The 23118-nt window shown below is 47.7% G+C and carries 16 protein-coding genes, 1 pseudogene and 1 other annotated feature; of the genes and pseudogenes, 6 read left to right on the forward strand and 11 right to left on the reverse strand.

Features of this window, described 5'->3' with window-relative positions; genetic code table 11:
- Positions 1-49: 49 nt before the first annotated feature.
- A protein-coding gene (locus M8T91_RS11640) for an IS3 family transposase (protein WP_301414331.1) occupies positions 50-1265 on the reverse strand; the annotation gives its coding sequence in 2 pieces (ribosomal slippage) (positions 50-977 and positions 976-1265; 1218 coding nt in all).
- Positions 872-987: a sequence feature (AL1L pseudoknot), on the reverse strand. Its footprint overlaps the gene before it by 116 nt.
- On the opposite strand from M8T91_RS11640, the gene M8T91_RS11645 reads away from it, so the two are divergent.
- The gene (locus M8T91_RS11645; RefSeq protein WP_301414332.1) at positions 1265-1588 is read left to right on the forward strand and encodes a helix-turn-helix transcriptional regulator; all 324 of its coding nucleotides are present in this window, start codon (positions 1265-1267) and stop codon (positions 1586-1588) included. The genes M8T91_RS11640 and M8T91_RS11645 overlap by 1 nt on opposite strands.
- A gap of 14 nt (positions 1589-1602) precedes the next feature.
- On the opposite strand, the gene M8T91_RS11650 is transcribed toward M8T91_RS11645, so the two are convergent.
- From M8T91_RS11650 to M8T91_RS11670, 5 genes and pseudogenes are all read right to left on the reverse strand, one after another.
- Entirely contained in the window at positions 1603-1950 is a 348-nt protein-coding gene (locus M8T91_RS11650) for a type II secretion system protein GspG (protein WP_301414333.1), read from the reverse strand.
- Positions 1951-2017: 67 nt separating this feature from the next.
- Positions 2018-8527, reverse strand: a complete 6510-nt coding sequence (locus M8T91_RS11655) for an RHS repeat-associated core domain-containing protein (RefSeq protein ID WP_301414334.1) — start codon at positions 8525-8527, stop codon at positions 2018-2020.
- A gap of 1471 nt (positions 8528-9998) precedes the next feature.
- A complete protein-coding gene (locus M8T91_RS11660; protein WP_301414335.1) occupies positions 9999-10199 on the reverse strand; it encodes a hypothetical protein in 201 nt (66 codons plus the stop codon).
- A gap of 326 nt (positions 10200-10525) precedes the next feature.
- A pseudogene (locus tag M8T91_RS19040) lies at positions 10526-10925 on the reverse strand (transposase zinc-binding domain-containing protein); the annotation flags it as partial.
- A 171-nt stretch (positions 10926-11096) separates the two neighbouring features.
- Positions 11097-11675 (reverse strand): hypothetical protein, encoded by a 579-nt coding sequence (locus tag M8T91_RS11670; RefSeq protein ID WP_301414337.1) that lies wholly within the window; start codon positions 11673-11675, stop codon positions 11097-11099.
- A gap of 1281 nt (positions 11676-12956) precedes the next feature.
- Between M8T91_RS11670 and M8T91_RS11675 the strand changes: the two genes are divergently transcribed.
- From M8T91_RS11675 to M8T91_RS11685, 3 genes are read left to right on the forward strand one after another with little or no spacing between them, the layout of a single operon-like run.
- Positions 12957-13826: an SPFH domain-containing protein gene (locus M8T91_RS11675; protein WP_301414338.1), complete on the forward strand. Its 870-nt coding sequence runs from the start codon at positions 12957-12959 to the stop codon at positions 13824-13826.
- Positions 13827-13829: 3 nt separating this feature from the next.
- On the forward strand, positions 13830-14036 hold the full coding sequence (locus M8T91_RS11680; RefSeq protein WP_301414339.1) for a type II toxin-antitoxin system antitoxin: 207 nt from the start codon (positions 13830-13832) through the stop codon (positions 14034-14036).
- A gap of 27 nt (positions 14037-14063) precedes the next feature.
- Positions 14064-15554 (forward strand): alpha/beta hydrolase family protein, encoded by a 1491-nt coding sequence (locus M8T91_RS11685; RefSeq protein ID WP_301414340.1) that lies wholly within the window; start codon positions 14064-14066, stop codon positions 15552-15554.
- A 613-nt stretch (positions 15555-16167) separates the two neighbouring features.
- On the opposite strand, the gene M8T91_RS11690 is transcribed toward M8T91_RS11685, so the two are convergent.
- The 5 genes from M8T91_RS11690 to M8T91_RS11710 form a co-directional block, all read right to left on the reverse strand.
- Complete coding sequence (locus M8T91_RS11690) at positions 16168-16512, reverse strand: gamma-glutamylcyclotransferase family protein (RefSeq protein WP_301414342.1); 345 nt, start codon at positions 16510-16512, stop codon at positions 16168-16170.
- Positions 16513-16610: 98 nt separating this feature from the next.
- Entirely contained in the window at positions 16611-17129 is a 519-nt protein-coding gene (locus M8T91_RS11695) for a GNAT family N-acetyltransferase (protein ID WP_301414343.1), read from the reverse strand.
- A 208-nt stretch (positions 17130-17337) separates the two neighbouring features.
- Entirely contained in the window at positions 17338-17790 is a 453-nt protein-coding gene (locus M8T91_RS11700) for a nuclear transport factor 2 family protein (RefSeq protein WP_301414344.1), read from the reverse strand.
- Between the two features lie 106 nt (positions 17791-17896).
- Positions 17897-18664 carry a type 1 glutamine amidotransferase domain-containing protein gene (locus tag M8T91_RS11705; protein ID WP_301414345.1) on the reverse strand — a complete coding sequence of 256 codons (768 nt, stop codon included), beginning with the start codon at positions 18662-18664 and terminating at the stop codon, positions 17897-17899.
- Between the two features lie 966 nt (positions 18665-19630).
- Positions 19631-20491: a delta-class carbonic anhydrase gene (locus M8T91_RS11710; RefSeq protein WP_301414346.1), complete on the reverse strand. Its 861-nt coding sequence runs from the start codon at positions 20489-20491 to the stop codon at positions 19631-19633.
- Positions 20492-21174: 683 nt separating this feature from the next.
- Between M8T91_RS11710 and M8T91_RS11715 the strand changes: the two genes are divergently transcribed.
- Both M8T91_RS11715 and M8T91_RS11720 read left to right on the forward strand, forming a co-directional pair.
- Positions 21175-22389 (forward strand): PQQ-dependent sugar dehydrogenase, encoded by a 1215-nt coding sequence (locus M8T91_RS11715; RefSeq protein WP_301414347.1) that lies wholly within the window; start codon positions 21175-21177, stop codon positions 22387-22389.
- 194 nt (positions 22390-22583) lie between these two features.
- Complete coding sequence (locus M8T91_RS11720; protein ID WP_301414348.1) at positions 22584-23057, forward strand: DUF6265 family protein; 474 nt, start codon at positions 22584-22586, stop codon at positions 23055-23057.
- Positions 23058-23118 lie beyond the last annotated feature (61 nt).

The raw sequence follows: 23118 nt of genomic DNA on the forward strand, positions 1-23118 counted from the left end.
AGAATAACACTGAATCACCCCGAGTTTGTCGGAGGCAATTTGATTTGAGTCATGCCGCTTGGGCAGACTCGGCTTGTTGATAATACAGGTTTTCGTATTCAGCTGGAGGCATATCGCCAATTGGCCCAAGAATGCGGCGATGGTTAAACCAGTCGACCCAGGTCAAGGTTGCATGTTCAACCTCATCCAGCCCTTTCCAGGGACCTGCCCTGTGGATGACCTCCGCCTTGAATAAACCGTTGATGGTTTCTGCCAGTGCGTTGTCGTAGGAGTCGCCGACACTGCCGACTGACATATGGAAACCCGCCTCACTAAGCCGCTCGGTATATCGAATCGACAGATACTGACTACCTCGATCACTGTGATGGGTAACGCCACGGGGCTTACCTCGTGCCCAGAGTGCCTGCTCCAGAGCATCAAGCACAATGTCGGTTTGAAGGCTCTTTAATACGCGCCAGCCAACGATGTAGCGAGAGAATACGTCGACAACGAATGCGACATAAACAAAACCAGACCAAGTTGTGACATAGGTTATGTCGGCCACCCAAAGCTGGTTGGGGCGCTCTGCCGTAAACTCGCGATTCACCAGATCCAGCGGCTTATCGGCCAGCTCATCCGGGATAGTCGTAACGCAACGTTTGCCTCTTCGAACACCTTCCAATTGCAGTACCTTCATCAGCCGTTCAACTGTGCAGCGGGCGACCTTTACGTCTTCACGGTTAAGCTGCTTCCAGACCTTGTGTGCACCATAGACGCGGTGGTTTTCTTCGTAGATCCGCTGGATCTCAGGCTTCAGCTCATCGTCACGTTGAGCGCGCGCACAGCGTTGCTCTGGATTGGCCTGTAGATGCTTGCAGCGGTAAAAGGTCGACGGTGCAATCGGCAGAATCTCACAGATTGACTCGACACCGTACGCCTCACGCTCCTGGTCAATGAATGCCACCATTACTTCGGTTTGCGGTCGAGCTCCGCCTGGGCGAAAAAGCGGCAGCCTTGCGCAAGATCTCGTTAGCGCGTTTCAGCTCGCGGACTTCGCGCTCCAGCTCTTTGAGGCGGGCTGCGTCATTGCTGGTGGTGCCGGGCCTGGTACCATTGTCGACTTCCATCTTGTTGACCCATGATCGTAGGGTCTCGGGTGTGCAGCCGATCTTGGAAGCGATAGATGTGATCGCTGCCCAGCGTGATTGGTGCTCGTGCTCGCCGGTCAATACCATGCGAACTGCGCGTTCCCGTACTTCGGGAGAGTATCCAGGTCGTTTGCTCATTGGCTAATTCTCTCAAGAAAGTTAGCCTCCGAGAAATCCGGGGTGATTCACTGGCCTATGCCCTGGGTCTGTCACAGAAAACCATTGCGCATTACGAGGGTGGCAAACTAAGAGTGGTTTTCATCCTACTGCCGCAGCTGGCCAAGCTGCTCGCCGTCTCCATTGAAGACATCGTCGGCGAACCCAGCAAGACCACTAAAGGCAAGCGCGGCCCAACACCGCGACTACAGCGGCAAGTCGAACTGATCGGACAGCTGCCGCGCACGAAACAGAAATTTATGATGGAAATGCTTGATATCGTTATTCAGCAACAAGCTTCTTGAGTCGGAGAGTAAGGCTATTTTTTTGTAACATCATCACCAGCTCCACACTCATCAATGCCGTTAGGTCCCTTTGAATACAGATCAAATTTTTTACTATTTATTCCACATTTGGAAGGATATCTGTAGATCAACGGATTACCCCATTGATCTATGTTTTTCATTTTCCCACCTAGATAAGGACCGTTCCAATTTTTGTGCTGAAGCTCGTTTGCATAAAGCACCCTGAAACCAATTTCATTTGATGGGTAAGAGCCAACATCCTGAAAAACCATATTAAGAGCTTCATCATATATAGATAGATCAATTAATTGTGCATCCCTTTTCCCAAGAGCCATTTCATCTTGAGAATCCAAATTCAGCATGACAATCCCCACTATGAATATCAGCCCAAGCGAAAGAATGATAGGGTTTCTATACCAAGATTTGGATTCATTCATTTGTGAAAGCATTATATATATCTCTCTCTAAAGTCCCTCGTAATCCTCCAAGCTTAATATGTCTATCCAACTTATAAATTTCTTGATGCCTTGATGACATCACACCAAACCTTGCCAGAAAACCTGTGTGAGCATTAATGTATCCGGGGTCATTGAAGTGTAAGACTTCGTGGTAGGCTGTGCTCAAGAAGTCAGTAGCTGAACGTCCAGTCTGAAGATATTGTTTTGACACAAGTATATTGTCATCGCAACCGAATAAACCACAGCTAATACCAGCTAATCTGCCGTTCAGCTCGCTGGAATCGACTACTGTAAAACCAGGAACCTCCAAGTCTGACACTTCATCAATGACACTAAGAGCTTTCTCAAAAGAAGCGAGGTTTTTGTCAAAGTTTTTCTGCTTTTGCTCTTCAGATAAACCCTCTAACTCCGAATCCACATCACCAGTATTTTTTGCTAGCTTAGATAAACCACCAACGACAATTGATTGAAAAGCCGCCGTAGCCGCCCCATTTGCGAACTTGCCACCGGTGGCCTCCGAAACCAACCCAGAAACTACCATCTTCACAGCTATATGAGTATCTTGTCCAAAACCACCACCGACTCCTGCAGAGATGAAGCCGTGAGCAAACTTTCCTCCGCCCAGCTTTGCTAATACCCCTCCAGTTACTCCACGGATTGCAATATTGGTCGGACTCCACCCCCCAGGCATGGCGGAGAAGGCCGCCGCAGAAACCCCTGCAAGCAAACCATTACGGAAAGCTAATCCTATATCCCCTGTTACCTGGTACGTCTGATTCGCATTATACATGGCGAGTGCAGCCGGACAACCGGGGCCGGAGACCACGCAGATTGCAATCTGGGCGACTGTATTTAACAGCGGCTTTCCAGCTAAATAGCGATGAATATCCCGATTATTTAAAAAAGCATCCCGAAACTTGTTCCATGAACTGTACCCAGAAGGGTCTGTATAAGTCAGCGGATTATTGTGCACATAAGCGTAGCGGTTATAGCCCTGTACCGAGGTGATCCCATCAATCATTGGATCCGCGGAGACAAAGCGAGCCAGAGTCGGGTCGTAGACCCGTCCATTCATATGGATCAGGCCCACCTCATCCAGCATTTCATGGCCGGTGTAACCACGGTTGCTACTCATATGATTGAAGATACCCACCCTGAGCGTGCTAACCGTATTCGCAGGTGCACCAGCAATCTGCTGCCAGCTCAGCGCGTTACGGCGCTTGCCCCAGGCATCAAAGCTATAGACCAGCTTGTTGCCAGCAGCATCTTCGGCAACCTGACCATTGCTATCAGTAATAACATCCAGGGAGCCCTGCAGGTCTTTATGTAAATACTGGGTGCTGGTACTGCCGATTTCATCCGCGGTATTCAGCTCTACCCGCTCGATAGCAACGCCTGCGATATTGCGACGATAAAAGCTCTTGATAGTAACCCCGGAGGTACTGCGCTCGATCACTTTCTCAACGCTGCCTATCTGCAAGGTGGTGACAGTGCCTTTGCCATTATCGTCCACCCGTTTGAAGCGGCTGCGATCGGGGCCATAGTAGAAGCGCGTATCGTGGCTGCCTTTGGTGACCAGGCTGGGTTTATCAAAGACGGTGTAGTCCAATGTGCGGCTGCCAGAGTCGCTGCTCATATTGCCGTTATTGTCGTACTGATAGCTGGTATTGCCCGCTTTTGTTACCGCATGGGGGCGTGGGCCACTGTACTCATAGCTACCAACGCCGGTTTTATAGGTGATATTGCCGGCATCATCGTAGCGTACCTCCTGGGTGGTGGTATGACCGCCGGCCTGATAGAGACGCGCGTAGCGCAGGCGGTTAAGGCCATCGTACTCAAAGCTTTCCTGTAGATCCTTGCTGTAGCTGCCATCACCACTGAGATCGGCTTTAGACAGAAGGTTGCCGATTGCACTCCAGTCGTAGCTCAGGTTCTGTACCTGGCCCACACCAGGATTGATATCCGTGAGGATATTGGTAAGGCGATAGTGCTGCGGGTGATATTCATAAGTAGTTGTAAGGCCATTACCCAACAATACTTCTTTTACCTGCCCACGAAGATTCATATCCTTGATGCGATAATAGTAGCCCTTCCCGGCGGCTGCCTGAATATCTCGCACACCCACCTTATAGCCATAGGGGTTGTATACCGTTTCTACACCGCGCAAGTAGCCCTCGCCCTTACCCAGCTGCTGATTACTGGCGTCGAAGCTATGGCTGACGCGGCCGTATTGGTCGTAGGTGACCTTCTCATAAAAGTCCCCTTCGCCATTAAGCAAGCCGAGCCCGGTAACAGTCTCGCCAAGGCGGCCATAAATATCATAATGCAACAGCTTGAGGTAGCTAACGTCCTCCATATTGGAATTGCAACCAGCCCCAATAGCGACGGAGGCTTGGGCTACGGCCACCAGCTTGCCATCGAACCGGATGGAATTACAGCCGGGATACCGGTCGTAGAACCAGCGGCTAAAGTTCTGCAGGGTGCCCATTTGGCTGTTGGAGTTGAAGCTGGTGTAATCGGCGCGGGTCACCATACGACCAAGGGCATCGTAGGTCATGGCTGTGCCCTGCCCCTTGGCGTCCTTCTGCCAGGCCAGTTCACCAAAGCCGGTGTAGCCATAGGTCCAGGTGCCCTTGTCCGGATCTACCATACGGTTTTTGCGACCGAGATTATCGTATTCAACACTGGTTACTGAAGTTTCACCACCGCCACTGTTGAGTACACGCACATGTCGCAGATTACCATCGGCATAGTACGCATATTTGAGTTTACCGCCGATATTGTCGGTGACCTGGGCCAGCTCGCCGAGCACATTTTTCTGGGTAACCTTGGTTTGCTGAGCACAGTTCGTTGCAGTTTCTGTCAGACCGTTATAAGTGATCGTGCTATCACACTGGCCACTGGGGCTATCCACTTTGGTAGTACGACCGAGAATATCGTAGGAATAAGTGGTCCAGCGCGGAGAACTGCCGCTGCCATAGGGGTCGGAGATCCTTTTAACGCGGGACTGTTCATCGTACTGAGTGTCGACAAATACCGGATTACCATGAAAGTCCTGGGTTTGCTTGCGGATCTCTCGGCCCAGGCGATCGTGGTACATCACGCTTTTGGCCTGTTCGATACCGGTAGTGATCACTTTAAAGTGAGCCGGTATGCCAGCAACTGTAGGACAGTCACCGCTGTCGGCACAGAGTGTACTCAGAATAGTGCTATGGCTGCCTGTCTCATGATACTCAAAGTAGCGGGTTCCAAATTCGGAATAGGCGTAAACGGTGGCCACCTCACTAATATCCAACACTTCGCGCGGCTGGCCAAAGGCATCCATTCCCAGATACTGCTCTACCGTTTGGCCAAGAGCATTGGTTCGACTGATGGGGAAGCGCCCATAGTTATCATAACCAGTGCGGCTGGTACGGCTTTCACCAAGTGCATCGGTAACAATAGTTTTAATGCGATTGCCAAAGCGGTCATGCTCATACCGGGTATGCAACTCTTGTGCGCTACCCTTGGCTACCCATTCATCGGTTAACAGGCCGGTCTGGCTATCGTAATCAAAATGTACCGTGCGTTTGATCTGCGGTGCAGCCAGGCTGGCATACCGCTGGGTAGTGATGCTACTCTCACTCAGGCGCGCCAGGTGCCAGCGGCTGCTGCTAACCTCATTATTGTACTTGTTGCTTGTGGTTTTACTCTGCACCAGGGTGTTAGAGGCATCGTAGTTTTTGACAACCACCGAGCTGGCGTTGCCGAATTTAATATCATTGGCAGCCGTATAGCTGGTAGTGGTGACCACTTTGCCCAGATAGTTACCATTCAGGCTATAGGATTTATCTTGTGCCTGGCTGATATAGGGCATCACTGTTTTGCCAGATACCGGCTCAACCGATTTGAGAGTATTGATAGAGCAACTGATCAATTTCAGGCTGGATTCACTACAGGAAGCTGGGGTTTTGATATTACTGGCATTGGGCTCTATCACCTTGGCGGTTTGTGAAGGCATACCAATATAGGGGTAGTCCTGGCGGTAACGGGTTGTTGTCTTCACCTTGTTTTGAGGGTCATAGGTGGTGACTGACTCAAAGCCCAGAAATCCCCTGCCGCCACTTTGCATACGCGCCCCCGCGTAATGGTAGTGGGCCTCTACAGTATTGCTGTTGTCATTGGCCGCCGGGGCATCGGAGATCACATTTTGCACTACATACATCGGCGAGTATAAATCGAATACCGGCGAGCCGCGCCCGTAGTTGAGCGTAAAGGAGCCCTTCTTACGAGTGTAGACATTAGCGCTGTCGTCATTCAGGCGCGCGTAGCGGATTTCTGTTTTCACCCCGAAGCCATTTTCAACCTCGGTCAATACATCCACCGGTTTATCAGAATGCTTGGGCTTAAGGACACGCACATACTTATCTGTAAGACCTGAACCAATAAAGAAGCCGCGGTTGCGCATATCATCGCAGTGGTTTTCCTTCTCATCCCGGTTCGCGCACTTCTCGACGAGTTCGGGGCGACCATCCCCTGTTAAATCCATTATGTAGTGATTGTGGTCATTCTTATCTACACCAAGTATCAGACCAGTCCTAAACCCGACTCCAAAACCGTCAGACTCGTTGGGGAGTACATATAAGTATTGATACTCATTGTTCAACTTATCGTTGGCATTGGGGTAAAGAATATCAACCAGGCCATCCATATCCCAGTCGTAAAACTGGATATTGTCATCCACGATAGTTGGAAGAAAACCAGCAGAAACAAACTTCACACCATTAAAGTGATAAATTTCCCAGTTACTTGTATTGCTGGTTCTATAGAGTAAATCAGGTAAGCCATCGCCATTGAGATCACTCACCCTGTGTTCAGTGGAGCCTCCACTATTTGATAGCCTGCGTGAATAGACGGCCGAGTGCCCGCCATTACTATCAGACATCAATACCACAAAGTGAGAATCAGTACTTGACGTAATACCGTTCGCACAATCAATAGAAGGTTCAGTACAATGCCAATGAGTTGATACAACCGCGGTTAAGTCCGCAACTCCATCGCCATTAAAATCGGCTACGATATCTTTATCACGTATATTCACACTCGTACGGCCTAAATATAAGCCATTACCTCCCCCAGGGGGGGATGAACTGGGAAGAGATAGACTTCTTGCCACTTCACTATTTTTGAAAGATAGCTTCCCGGAACTGCTACGCTGCAACTCTCTAACTTTAAGCTTAGGTGGTTCACTATCAAAATAGCTGGTGCTACCTCCGGTAAAATATATGTAATCCGGCAAGCCATCTGCATTAAAATCATGCATTTGACCTACTTGACCTTTTTGAAAGGTAATGGCAGTAGGCGTATCTGTTACACTAAATGCCACACCATTCGAATAATTCACCTCCCAATAAGCAGAACTGTCAGAGATTGGCGTATGCAGCAGGTCATCCTTGCCGTCATTATTATAATCCAACAGGTGCCACTCTTTCCGCTCATTGGAACGAATGCGCATCTGCCCCGGTTGAATGGCAAGTGAACCTTGTTCTGTACCTAGCGCAATACGAATATAGCGCTTTCCATTACTGCCATCGTAGCGAATAAATACAAAGTCAGTACGCCCATCACCATTAACATCTCCATATTTACCACCCTCAAAGCCAGAGTGAAAAATGTTAGGGTTGGCAAGACTATTAACCAAGCCAGCACCAGCAGATTTTGCGTAAGTAAACACTGTCGGCTTGCGACAATTACTATTTACACATTCCTCCACCTCTTCGAGCAGCAAACGTCCGGTAGCGCTTTTCTGGTAGCTAAAGTTGTAACGACGCAACTCCACGGAACCTGCACTGGATGTAATGGCTGTAAGTCTACGGGTTGCGGCTATCTTCTGTCCGAAGCGGTAGCCATATCTCTTATCACTGCGGTTCGTATCGTAGTGGAACTGAATCCGATTCAATGCAACAGCGTGGTAACCGTGCGCGGAATAATCGACCGTCTCAATCAAGTGTTCACCGAGGGCGGTGTCTTTCAGGTAGGTGTACTCAATACGGTTGCCAACGCTGTCCTCTTGGGTATTCAAGTACCAGGTGCTTTCCTGTTGCGCATCCTCATTCATACCATAATAAGAGATTGAGCCATCCTTTCGGTACACCTCAAAGCCCTGACCGTTGCCGGTGGAACTAGAGACCAATCGTACGCGCACAAAGCTGTCGATACTGGTGCGGTACTCGCTGCCAAGGCTACCGTACTGACCCAACACTAGCTTCAGACGTTGGCCATCCAGACAGAAGCGATCAAAGGCACTGCCATTGGCGCCGTCTTCTTCAAGCGTTTTGCGACAAGCAGTAATAGCAGACAACCCGTTGATACCCCAGCCGACCCCCAGAGGGCCATTGCTGCCGGAACTACTGTAAGTCACACTGAGAGCCGGGGTACTGCCACCGGATGAAGGGCCCACCTGGAGCGGAATTGTGTAAGTAGCCGCGCCGGACTCACTCACACGGAATTCCCCCGGTAATATGCCAACACGGTCGGAGGCCAATACACCGGGATCAGTGGGGGACGGTACTGTACCCACATGCGGGGGCACAGGGACTGAAGACCTGTCTACAATTACCCAAGAAGAGGATTCAAACCCTCCGGTGGTACTACCTTTAACCGCTGCAACTCGATATTTAAACTTACCGTAACCGCGACCAGTTAAGATTGTACGATGCTCTGTTCCGCTGTAAACCTGGGTCCAGGACCCACCGTTCTTCAACTCCTGAAGAATATAATGATCTGCTCCTTCAACCGGGAACCAATTGACAGATATTCCAACGTCGTCATCACTTATCGCAAACACTTCCAGTGGGGTTCTTACCCGTGTAATACTTTTTATATCCGTATAGCTGCTACAACCAGAATTGCAGGCGCGGGCCCGAAATTGATACGTGTCGGTTAACAGATTAGTAAAATCCTTATAGAGACCTGGGCCAGAGTACTCCATTTGCCAGCTGGTGCTTCCCTCACTTTTTCGCCAAAGTTCATATCTGTCCGGTTTTCCGGAAGCTTCACCCCAGGCCACTCTAAACTTGTCAACCGGGAAGCCCAATTCAATGTCCTCACTAACCTCGGGAAAAGTGCTGATAGCTGGAAAATAAATAGGACCCGGGGGATTAGCGTCCGGTTCGAAAGTAACTTCAACTGTATGGCTGCCGATAGAGTTCTTCCTACTATCCCACGCTTCACAGTTGTCTCCGGGCAAACCGGGATCGGGATCGGGATCGGGCAAACCGGGATCGGGCAAACCAGGATCGGGCAAACCGGGATCGGGCAAACCAGGGCCGGGCAAACCAGGGCCGGGCAAACCGGGACCAAGATTGGAAAAGCTCAACGCGAGTGGGCCAGGCTGGGGTAGACTGAGCAAACAGAACCGCCACCAGCCCTCATACGTGTAGGTTCCTGACGATGAAACAGTGATTGATGCTGAGTTCCCGCTGACCGCAATATCTCTTACAGGAGAACCATTTTTGTATTCAGTAAGAAAATGCGGTTTAGTAATTCCAGTCCAGGTTATAGTAAATTTTCCTGTAGAACTGGAAGATGGGCCCGATACGTTAGCCAAGGCTAGGGAAGATAAACAAAGAAAAAATAATCCTAACAACCAGGCACTGAAAAGTGCACTACAACTCTTGAACACAGCAAAAATATCCTTACTCATACAAACTACAGCTCTCGTTCATTTATGGCGAGAACTAGGCAGACGGGCGAGTATAGTCGAGCATTAATACTTCTACAATTACGATTAATGGCAGGAGCACTTTTAGCAAAAAAACCAACCAGAAGGACAGTTTGGAATATATTGACAGGTTGGATTACAGGAAATATAACCCACTTATTTACCCTTGATGCGAAGAGTTCTGCTTGAAATTCCTGAGGTTGTTTACTGTCCAAACTTATTATTTTAAGTCGAGGGCATACAAAGTAGATTATTTTTTGTTCTGCTCGGCCAGAAAGTCCTGACGAAAGGGCAACGCGGCATCGGTCGCTCCACGGGTCCCTTTGGTCCTTCCCACTGTAAGCTCTAAAAGTCCGTAGTGTTGGCTTTGCGTGATCAATCGAATGAACCAGTCTGCGAGGGATCGAACAGCCTCGCCAGCGATACCCACTATGGCGAGGAGTGTCGACATGAGCGGCTTTCTGCCCAAGAGATCTGGAGATGTGCTTGATTAATATCGGACTTTCAATTCCGGCACTCACCTTGACGTAACCGCGGCAATGTTCACAGACTTCATTGCTGATGCTCAAAACCCGTTCGATTCGCTGCATCCAGGTCATTGTTCCTTGCCATTCCATAGAGCGTTTAGGGAGCCAGTCATCCCTTGGAAATGCCGGCCTGACCTGTTTACTGCCAAGCATAACCGGAGTAATTAAGAATCCTGTGCTTGCTATTGGGTACAAAGATGCCGTGGAATCGGATAAGATTGACACGAGGCTTGGGTGTCCATTGGTTCAGGTAGCGAGCCAGTACAAATCGCAGTTGGAAAAGGTAACTCAGCGCCCAATGGCGAATGCGTACTTCTGAAAAACTTCATTCATCAATAGGGCGCTACTTTCTGCCATCCACCGGGTTCCACAACTGAAGCAAAAACCCCATCGTTTGCAACTCAATGCCACCAAGCATTCATGGTGGCAATCTTCACAGCGCACGCGCAGGAAACCTTACTCTCGACAGCCGTACTGATGGAAGTCTTCAAACTCCTGTTGAATGGTGAACCCTGGGCTTCCAACGCGGTTTTGAATACCGGACAGTGCTGCTCAACGAATGGGCAGAGCAGCAACTGTTCGGGTTGGTGACGTTCGCAGCTCGGCGATTGATTTGCTGTAATACCCCTTGCCAGTGAACGTGTAGTGATATTGATCCGATCAGGCTAGCCAGTTGTTTATCTGAATTCTTATGTTCGTTTTTAATGGGCCAATTAGTATCCTTAGAGAAATTGGTGGTGCCTGAAAATATTTATTTCAAGGGCATTTATTGTATAGAGAATATTTAAATATAAAAAGCCCAAAGCAAGTGGATTTTTATATTACCATTGTGGATCAGGTGTACAACAGACACCGCATTGGCAGCACCCAAAGGGATCACAGCAAACAAGTCTCCACCGCTTATCATCTCTGCATCTTTTTTCACAACAGGGCAGCGCTGTTGTTGAGTCGTTAGAACTGCACTTTTCAAAACTTTTTATCTCCGATTCGCTATTGCCAGGCTGTGTCGTTACGAACAACTCGTAGTAATCTGTATCATCATTATCCCATCGTAAATACGCTTCCTGGCCAGGGGATGTGCCCATAAATTCCGGATAACCCAGTAATTGCCAGGACCCATTAACATACTCCTCTATTTTAAAAGCGACTGGGATATAAAGATCGTTATCCATATATTGTTGCTTTGTGGTTACACGCATCCGCCAAAGTGGATCATCATTCTCATTATAGTTCTCTATAATTTTTGGTTCGCCGTGTTGAGTATTAATATTAAAATTGTAAAAGTCACCATTGCGATTATATATCACAGAAACCTCAGAGACTTTAATAGCTTTTTCGGACGCGAGTACAAACTGCGGGACAAGCAAAATAAATGCCACTATTAAAGTTAAATATTTCATTGTTATTTAATCCTATCTATAAGTTAACGTAATTATTGTGATTTCAGTACAGCATCACTCTACCCCTCCACCTCTGCTGCTACCATACCCTATCCTTTTTAGTATGGTAAGGCTGATTTTGGGGCAATGCTGTACTTGCAGCCTGCACCTTTCTTGCCAATTCAAGCCTCTTACTTCGCTGCTACTGAGCCGCTCTGGGTATTGCAGATGCCTGTGTAGGCGTGATTTACTTTGTACGGCTGCTAATGATCCCGATAATTACCAATAGTCAACAACAAAATAAATAATCGAACACTCTGAATAACAGGGTTTCAATGCGCTACTGTTAAAGCCAATTCTATTTTGTGCTGGATATGGTGACAAGGAATGAAGATGTAAGATCATGCCCACTTAACGATTTAGAGCTGTTATATTCAATATAGTTGTAAGAATCATTTATAAATTGAAAATCCCATCTTAAAAATACGTAATTACGAGTTTTTGGCATATTTACATGCTATAGATTGCCGCGTATTTTTTTGTGCTTTATTTTCTGTCAGGTAAGGCAGTCAACACAATGTGAATTTATTAAATTGAAAGAATTAGATTATTTATCCTCCTCCTGAATTGGTGTGAACACTCGACGGGAGGAGCTGCCTATAACCCAATTTATTAATCATGTAAATGGTACAGATGGAGTGTATTTACACAAATGTATTTTTGTACAGAAACAATAGGATTTATTTAAAAATTCCCATCATGACGATTATTAGTCTGCTTACTGCTGATAGATGAAAGTACATCAGTACCACATATACCCTATTTGCTAGCCGATCGGATGCATATGAATACCTCTCTCCGAGCCGCAATGTGAATACACGCGCTGTAGGCTCGTCATCGGCTTTTAAGTTTTAGACGATCCTGGGAAAGGAGTCTGCTTCCCTTCTGCCTTATCAGGATATCCCATGTTTGAATCTGAACACGGCTTGATGAAATGATCCTACCAGGGGATAGGAATGATAATTCCCTATTTACCCTAAATTTGAACTGCTCTACTCGAACTGCCTGAAGGAAATCTCAACACCTTTTGGCAAATGGGTCCTTCTGGAAAGACTTCATCCACCATCTGGGCGGTACTTTACACCTTTCCTCGGGTACCACAGTTGGGCTCCAGCCCTCAATATGGCGTCACATACCGGAAAGATCTTATGCTAACGGGGGAAGTGTCGTGGAAGGAGTTGACTAAATGCGCAGATCGGCATTAATATGATATCATAAAGATATCACAACTTGGAGCCTCCAATGATCACAGAGAAGAACGCATTTACGGTCAATGGTTACGGAATGGTCGCGGGTTTACTGTTGTCGCAGCTAGTTTCCGCAGGCATGGTGATGAGGGGAATGGCGATGGGGGACCCTGTAGCGATTGTGGGCTGGATCCTTGCATCTTTGATCGTCGCCTTCTGTTGGCACGGGTTGTTTATGGTCGCCCCGAACCAGGGCAAGGTACTGCAACTGTTCGGCAAGTATGTTGGCACCGAGCATGTTACCGGACTGCGCTGGACCAACCCGCTGATTTTCACACGCACTCCCATCTCGTTGCGGGTGCGGAACTTCGAAAGTGGCAAACTCAAGGTCAACGACGCCAACGGCAACCCCATCGAGATTGCGGCAGTAGTGGTATGGAAGGTGGTGGACTCGGCGGAGGCCTATTTCGAGGTGGACGATTACGAGAGTTTCGTCACCATCCAGAGCGAGGCGGCGCTGCGCAACGTGGCCAACGAATACCCCTATGACAACCACAGCGATAAGGTTCTGTCCCTGCGGGGCGATCCCGTCGCTATCGCCGGGAAAATCCGCGAGCAGGTGCAGGAACGCCTGGGCAAAGCGGGCATAGAGGTGATAGAGACACGTATCAGCCACTTGGCCTATGCGCCGGAAATCGCTCAGGCCATGTTGCGTAAGCAGCAGGCTAGCGCCGTGTTGGCGGCTCGCCAGCTGATCGTGCGCGGTGCGGTGGAAATGGTTACCGACGCGATCAGGTCCCTAGCAGAAACCCAGGAGCTTGAACTGGACGAAGAGCGCAAGGCCAATATGGTCAACAACCTGCTGGTTGTTATTTGCGGCGAGCAGCAGGCGCAACCGGTTATCAACAGTGGCAGTCTCTATTGAGCCATGACGAAGAAGAAAGCCTTTCCACTGAGAATCAACGAACAGGTGTTGGCGGCCATGCAGCGCTGGGCCGACGACGACTTGCGCAGCGTGAACGCGCAGATAGAGTATGTACTGCGCGATGCACTGGTGAAATCCGGTCGTGTCAAGTTGGTGCAGAAGGTGGTGACGGAGATTGAAGAAAAGGACGGAGATTCCGAAAACCATTAATAACAACGAGCTGAATAAGGAAAAAGTATGGTGCTCTCATATTTAAAACAAGTAACCAGGGGATCAGTGTTCGGCAGCCTTCTCATATTGGTACCATTTGACTGCTATGCCTCTGTTACCAATGATGACCCTGTACATCAAAATGAGTCGATCACCGAATACTCTGACACTGATGACGCCGACGGCATCTTGGGAAACTGGAGCGGTCATCTTCAAACGCCAGCCGGACCTTTGGCTTTCGTACTTGAAATTGAACAAAAAGATAGACGCTTCCTAGCGCGAGCACAAAGTCCAAGCCAAAGCCCAGAGTACTTTCCAGTGGACACCGTTGAACTCGTGAACGGAAAATTTACCTTTGCTATCGACAACCTGAATATCCGGTTTGAAGGTGGGCTCAGCCGGGATAAAAAGACTATCAGCGGAGATTTTGCCCAAGGCCCCGCGGTAATGAAGTTGAAGCTGGATCGCGAACCCATAGAGAAAAAGCTTTCTGTCAGGCCGCAAACACCGATACCGCCCTTTGATTATCTCGCCGAGGAAGTCAAAGTGCTGAATTCAAAGGCGAATATCACTTTGGCGGGCACCCTAACCAGGCCGATTGGCAGGATCAAGGCGACCGCGGTTATGATCACCGGATCAGGGCCCCAAGACCGGGATGAGACTATTTTACGCCACAGGCCTTTCGCCGTAATTGCCGACCACCTGGCAAAAAATGGATTCGCCGTTCTGAGGTTGGACGACAGAGGGGTTGGCCAGTCCACCGGCAATTTCGAAACCGCAACTTCCGAGGATTTCGCCGGTGATACGAACAGCGCCATTCAGTACCTGAAGGCTCGCAATGACATACCACCGGACACTATCGGATTAATCGGTCACAGTGAAGGTGGAATGATCGCACCGATGGTCGCCGCTCGCAGGGACGATCTTGCCTTCGCCATCCTGTTGGCAGGACCAGGCGTTGATATCGTGGATCTCTACATCGAGCAAAGGTCCAATATTTTTCTATCGATGGGCGTAAAACCGGAGAAAATCAGTGAAATAAAACAACTTGATGCCATCGTATTCGAACAGATCAATCGGCTTTCCGATGACTCTGAAATCTCAGAGGAGACACTTGCACTGATGCGAAAAGTCTCTCGGCTGGTTGGTGTGCAGGAGCGAAATGCAATTGAACTACAGGTTGAGGCATTGGCCAAAACCTATACCACGCCCTGGTTCAGGTATTTCCTAAAATTCGACCCTGAACCTTACATCCGAGAAATAAAAGTACCGGTGCTGGCGATAAACGGTAGCCTGGATGCTCAGGTCACTGCGAAGCAGAATCTCGCTGGAATACAGAATTCACTAGCGGAAGTAAATCACAATGATTACCGGGTTGTGGAGTTGGAAGGATTGAACCATCTTTTACAGACGGCTGAGACCGGCGCAATTTCCGAATACAATCAAATTGAAGAGACGATTGCTCCGCAAGTTCTAAATCTGATCAGCGGTTGGCTCGATGAACGTTTTGGGGAATAACATTGCTCGCAAGTCTGGCCACCCTGATAAATTTCACTGTTAACCAGAGACTGGCCCAGCGCCCAAATTTCTCTTTATGGGACAACGTCTTCCGAGACATTGAAATTGGTATTGTTAGACTGTGAAAATCATCAAATACCCCCCATTCACGACACCTTTTACTGCTTTTTAAAACACCTGAGCCACACACATCATTCGGTGGCAGAACGAATGCTGTCAAAATGGCGCAAGTTCTGCCTCTTGCTGAACACGCACTCAATTTTCTTTAATAGATACTATAAATTGGCCCTTAAGCCTGAAATAGAGGTAGGGCTTCAGGTGGAGCACAATAGACAGTTAAAGGCCCTGGGTACACAGTCTTCTCATTGTTTGGAAGAGAAAATGGACTTTGTGTCTTCACAACCACCTATACCAGAGTAGTTCATAAAGATGCTTTCTCAGATTAAATGAAGATAGCTATTCATTAAACCTGTATCCGGGTTGTTTGAGCCAACCCCCGGATGCTAGTGTACGATGTTCAATCTAGCATTCCCTAGCGTCGCTATCATTTTTTCCACTCAGCTATTAGCCGAATAGGATTACAATCAAATTGCATCAACTACCGCATACTCGATCATGTATTGTCATTTTTTGCTGCATAGATCCAGCAGGTACGACCGGATTCCAATACTGCAGAAATCCGTTGGTACTGATCAGTTTCATAGTTATCTGCCTGGGACAACTCTTTTCTGGTAATCTCAAAAACAGTACCGAGAACCCGGTCTTCTGTATTGCCGGTAAAGCGTAATATTGGATGTACGCTCTTTCCACTTTTTCTTATAACAACTTCATCAATAATGTTTATTTCTTCAACAACATACTTAGGCAGAAAGTCCCTAAATCCGCTCAACTCCCTCCCGAAATTGGCCATCTGTACATTTCGTTGTTGCAAAGTACCATAAGAAAATAAAAATTCCATCCCAATCTCTTTACGCTGGATATAAATACTGTACAGCAATCAAAGAACGACACACAAGACCGCTATTTTTCGGGTTTTATTTGTTGAGCAAAAAAACATTAGAGATTGCCCTTCTCCTGATTAAACCCTGGATGAATTCTGGCCATCTGGTACAGGCCAATATAATGACCGGCTTTGAAGGATGCAAACCTGGATTCCCCTTCAATTTCAAATCCAAATTTCTTGTACAGAGATATTCCATGGGTATTATCTGTGTAAACAGACAGCTCAAGGCGAATAATATTCAGCCACTGATCCGCCAGTTCGATGGCCTCCCTTAAAAGACAACTACCCACCCCCTTTCCGTGGATTTCTGGATGCACAGCCATACCCAAGCTGGCAACATGTTTTGACCTGGGCTTGGTACACAGATCTATTCCAATATAGCCTTGCACCCTGCCCCCGACTTCAGCAACCAGCACAACTGCATTTTCAGTGCGCTCTTGAAACAGTGTGCTGACTTTATCAATACCGAGATAGGGATGTTGAGAGCTTTGCGCTACCACATAAGGGTGATCAAATATTTCCGATATTCTTTTATAGTCCCTGATTTCAGCTGCTCTGACTGCTACTTCCATTACATCTCCAACAGAAATTTAATACCGAAAATATACCTAAACAGTAAGAATCAACTGTTGTGCGGTCACTTTTTCCATGAATTTTGCTTCTTCTGGATTTTGCTAATTGCGTCACCATTAATATAACAGTAATCCTGAGCACCCTGGCTTGACTACGCTTTAAAACACAAGACACCGGATTGAATATTCCTCGTGGAAATAATAACATTCAGGATTTATGCTTCTTAGCATCGTGATATTGCCATAACACATTGATAATTTTCCATTTTTTATTCTTGTCTTTATATAAATGCAGATAATCCATCCATTCATCTACAGTTAATTTTACAGATGCAACCCGTCTGTCGATATCCATAATCTGGATATCCACTCTGGGAGAAGATGGAAATTTATTTCCATTCTTATTATAGGCTTCAGCAACCTTGAGCATAGTGTCAAAATTTGTTTCCATTATAAACTCACTGCCGTCTTTTGCTTGCCAATAAGTTCTTTTTGCTAATTTATTATCCAGGCTTCTTTTCATCATGTCTGGGCGAACCTTGTGCTGAGATTCAATATAGTCAAGCACCGCCCGGTGTATACGCTCTCTGTCATGTGTGGCATTGGCCGATATTGTAAAAGGGAAAACCGCGAGTAAAGCAAAAATCATAACACGGCACATCAGGACTTTCCTCATTAGGTCAGTGAATTTAGGACAACCAAGAGCATAGTACTAGTGGCTGGAGCACTCTGAGCAGGCATTCAGCCTGCAACGTCTATCGCACTCATTAAAGCTTCTTTTCCTGCTCTAGCAATTCAATCATTTCCTTTGCCACAAGTGCCGCTGATGGCAGGAACATGGTAGAGACAATCCGTTGATCAATAACCACCTCATGCTTGTCAGCAATGTTCTCTTTATTAATCACAATGGCACCATTTTTTTGAAGCTGCTCTTCAACAAGAAACGGTAACAGAGTACCCTGTTTTGCCCAGGTTTTCTTCTTTTCCGTAGAATTCGGAAATCCGGCAATACGTTTTTCCTGAACCAGGAACCTGCCGTTAGGTAATTTTACCTTTGCAAAAGCCCCTGCGCCATGCCCACAACTGCCTATCACGCCACCCGCCCGATAAATCTGCGCAATGATATCTAGCAACTCCTTGTTCGCCGCCACATCAAATAAAGTGCCATAACCTCCGCCAATATATAGTGCACTATAGTCCTTCGCATGAATCTGGCCTGGTGTCAGAGAAACGTTGGCTTTATCCAGAAACCCCTCGTACTTAATCGTGTAACTGCTGATACCCAGAGGGTCCATCATAAACGGTATTTTTCCACCCATTGGAGATACAAAATCCACATCATACCCATGGGAGACAAAAATATGATATGGCGGCGCATATTCCCAGAGATTATTTCTTGCATCGTGCTTTTCCGTATCGCCCATATTCTCAATATTAGAAGCAATGATCAGAATTTTTTTAGCCTCATCTGCGCTGACATGACAGACAGCTACAGAGCAGCAAACACTAATCCACAGTAAGGTTTTTTTCAGCATAAGTTAACCATTGAATTTTGCTTGCTACAAAAATGCTATTTATACAGCGAACTTTATCTACACTGCACCCTGATGGGTGTTTTCCGGGAAAACCCCAGGTTACAACTCCCGGACCAATCGGGCCTCATAGGTGTTTTATCCTGCATTTTTTCAATTTGCTTCAACACGATCCACGGATCCACTGCATCAAAAAAGTGGGATGCATACTCATGTTAACCACATCCATATTTTCTGAATGTGTATGAAGTGCTCTCTGAGACCCATTTGCCATTCCTGCACAATCATAGAAGTATATGACTTTGCGTCATGAAAGGTATTCTTATAGGTTGATTGGGCCTCTAATACTATGCCTAATCTCGTTAAAAATACCAAGTCTCCACTTCTTTTGCAAAGCTAAGCCAGTGGATTTCCATTCACCTCAACGTAGTGATAAGCATGCTCCTCAGCCAAAATTGGCATGGAAATCAATACACTGAAAACACCTACAGGAGTGTCAAAACACGGCCTCCACTAGAAATGACACTGCCAGCAAAGGAACTCCTATAAATTGCCTCTTAGCTGGTACCTGTGTACGTACGGATCCAAACCGGCACATATGAAAAGTAAATTCACCAACAGAAGTGTAAAGTTACTCAAGCCATTTTAGCCGCGCATAAAAAGTACAGGTAAACAGGCATCCTAGCACTAGCGAGTCCCGGTTAATTTATTTGTGCAGAATTAAAAAGGCTTTTTCAGTTCAATTCATTCAGCGGCAGATTCTCTGAGACATAGACCTGCACTCGGAAATGGCTCCAGCCGGACGCATCAGAGCGGCCCACCGCATCTGTAGATGGGGTCCACAGGCCGCACTGTATCAATCCCATCATTCAGGTGTTCTGGCAGTACTCATCAGCGCCAGCCCTATTCAAACCCATAAACCAGATCCTACAGCCGCAGCGAATCAGAAATAGAGGCTGTATCCCCAGGTTACTGCTCAATGGGAGATAAGAGGTCTGTATTCATTACAAGGTTTCTTACACCATGCGCATGATTTTCATTGAAAACATTCTCTTCACACCATTTCCCAACGGTCTCTATATTGACCTTGGCAACATTGGGGCGAACGCTCCAGGTTACCTGGAACGGGGAACCCACTTCATTGTAGCCAGGACCCGTTGTAGAACCACTGTACACAATGGGCGTGCCGGTATTATCGGGTATATTTAGGGCCTGGTAAAATGTATTTTTTTGACCAAGTTTGGTCAGCACCATAAAGTTCATCGCACTGCTATCATTGACTAAAACAACGACCTGGGCTTCCACACGCAATTGTGGGTTCTTGATCGAGTCACTCAGGCAGGCACCCAGTGTAGGACCGGGTTTTACCTGGGCCGAGGAATGCACATAGTGCACCTCGATAGTGTCTCCAGACTGGAGACTGCCATGCTTGCCAGGGCATATCTCCCGGCTCACAGTTAAAATCTCGCCCTGGGTTAACTTGCCTGAATAAACGTACCCGGTTTGATACCCGTTTCCGTCACCGTTGCCCGCGTATTTTGCATATTGACCGCCGGCATGCTCGGCAGACTTGTGAAAATGTATGTTGCATAAATGCATTTCGTTGTAGGCAGGCGCCGCGGCAAAAACAATCTGATTATTCCCCAATAGGGAATCGATGTTACGCGGGGACTGGGGACCAAACCCTTTACTCTGGGTATTTTTTTTGAGATTTAGCCGTTGCTCGGTAATTACTGCGTCGTCAACCACATCCGAACGACGGGATTCAGCTGTAACACTGGGCGATAGAACCACTGCTGTCATTGATAATAAGCAGGCTAATTGCTTCATAAGGTCTCCCGGGGTTTATAAAAAGATAGCCAAATTGTCTGGATTACCATCGTGCTCATACTAGCTGCTGAGACGCCTGCCATCCCGGCCGGAGTTCAAGTTCGCAGAGTGCGTTGTATAGGGTGTGTCCAGACGCCATGCACTCCAGCCTCTGTCATCCGCTACAGGTTTTCCGTGCAGCACGGGCCTATCAACAATCGCCAACACTGACATCCACACGCTGTAGCGGGTTAGTTGGCGCCGGGAATTGCCCTGTTTACACAGTCTATCGCTCTAACGGGTGCCTGTGAGAACTCTGCTCCCGCAGTCCTACTCTGCCACAAGCGTTAGCGCGTTTTTTCTTAAATTCAGGGTACCCTCCCCTTCTTTGTCTCTCTCGTTCCACACGGTTCAACGCACTGGCAGAAGACAGGAGCCCAGTTGGGCCTACAGACCATCTCCTTTTCACCAAAATAGGTGCAGACTGCAACTAAAAGCTATCAGGCACTGGATAAATTCTATTCAAAAACCGGTATTTTCGTCCTGTCGTAGCGGGCAATTCATGCCCTGGACCGCTTCGGGTAATACATGCGCCGATAAGGCTATCTGGCTGGCAAAGAATTTTATACACTCCCAGCGCTGAATTACTGCATTAGCGTTTGCACTCCACATAACATACAAGAAACTCAAGGAGAAGAGCACAAATGTCAATCACAACCCTCATCAGTGTGGCTGTATTGGGCCTGAGCATCACGGCACTGCAGGCGTCACCATTACCGCAAGCCCCCGCCTCTCTCTCCGGCAATTCCCAACAGGAACAGATACAGCTTGTTGGAACTGGCGCCTTATCATCTTTTGAATTCGTCAGCGGCTTGACCCGACCGGTTTTTGTAACCCATGATGGCACGAATCCCGACTGGATCTATGTGGTTGAACAGCGTTCCGGGTCCACCGGGCGGATCAAGATCCTCGATCGGGCAAGCGGCGCCTTGGTCTCGACTTTCCTGTCAGTCAGCAACTTAAACACCAGTTCTGAACAGGGCCTGCTCGGCCTCGCATTCGACCCAGATTATGCAAACAACGGCTTTCTCTATATCAACTATACCCAAAACAATCGAACCTTTGTAACTCGCTATCAACGCTCCAGTACCAATCCGCAAACAGCGAACCCCGGTTCTGCGCAGGTTGTATTTTCTATCAGCCAACCCTTTGCCAACCACAATGGTGGCTGGATGGCCTTCGGTCCCGATGGTTACCTGTACATCGGTATGGGTGACGGCGGCTCAGGCGGTGATCCGGATAACCGCGCGCAGAATCTCAATGACCTGTTGGGAAAGATGCTGCGTATCGATGTGAGTTCACTGCCCTATTCTATTCCCGCGAGCAATCCGTTTGGAGACGAAATCTGGAGCTACGGACTGCGCAACCCATGGCGTTCCAGTTTTGACCGCGACACTGGCGATCTCTGGATTGGTGATGTCGGCCAGAACAACTGGGAGGAAATCAATTTTCAACCAGCCTCCAGTAGTGGCGGCAACAACTGGGGTTGGCGCTGCTACGAAGGTAACAATGCGTTTAATACCAGCGGCTGCCCGAATCCCAGCACCTTGGACTTCCCAATATGGGAATACAGTCACGGTGGTTCCCCTTTCCGCTGCTCCCTCACCGGTGGCTATGTCTATCGGGGCACCAGCATACCCTGGCTGGACGGAACCTATTTCTTTGCCGATTACTGTTCCAACCAGATCTGGTCGCTGAAGTATGACGGCAACACGGTATCCGAGTACACTGACCGCACCACAGAATTGGCTCCGAGCAGCGGCAGCATCAGTAGAATTTCAAGCTTTGGTGAAGACTATTTCGGAGAACTGTATATCTGTGACATAAATGGAGATATCTACAAGATCATACAAAATTAGTCCATTAGAGATCGGGATGGTTTAAGATTGACCGCCATTAAGCCATCTCTGTCGGTGTAAAGGGCATGGACGCTGAGAAAATACGCCGCCGTGAGTAAGACCCGCTCCCATTTGGATAAATGATCGGGGCCGGATTTTTCAACAGACTCAGTATTATTACTGCAAGCATAGTTTGATCAAAGGGTGTGACCACCATGTATTTACTGAGATATGCGATATTTTTAACCATTATTTTTGCACCACTCACCCAGGCATCGATGGATTGCCGTTCTTTGGACGCACTTGACTGGATCCTGGGCAGTTGGGTTTCCGAATCCTCCCAGCGAACCTATAAGGAACATTGGAGTAAAGTCAGTGACGATACCTATGAGGGCTACAGTGAAGTCACTCTCAGCAGTGGCAAAAACTCCGGCTATGAGTCGCTCAGACTGGTAAATATGGCTGGAAATATCTTTTACCTTGCCAAAGTCTCAGAAAATACTCTGCCCATCGCCTTTAAATTGGTCTCCTGTTCAAAAGGCCGGCTACACTTCGAGAACATTGATCATGATTTTCCACAATCGATTCAATATTCCTATAATAGTGCAGGAAATCTCTCGGTATTAGTTGCGGGTAGTGGAAATAAAGGATTTAAGCTCAATTTTGACCGCAGTACCCTGATCAAATAAAAAGCCACCAACACAGGAGATCTATTGTTTGAATAGGCATAATGTCACTGTTCTCCTGTTA

Origin of the sequence: Microbulbifer sp. MI-G (assembly GCF_030440425.1) — a bacterium.
Lineage (GTDB): Bacteria > Pseudomonadota > Gammaproteobacteria > Pseudomonadales > Cellvibrionaceae > Microbulbifer > Microbulbifer spongiae.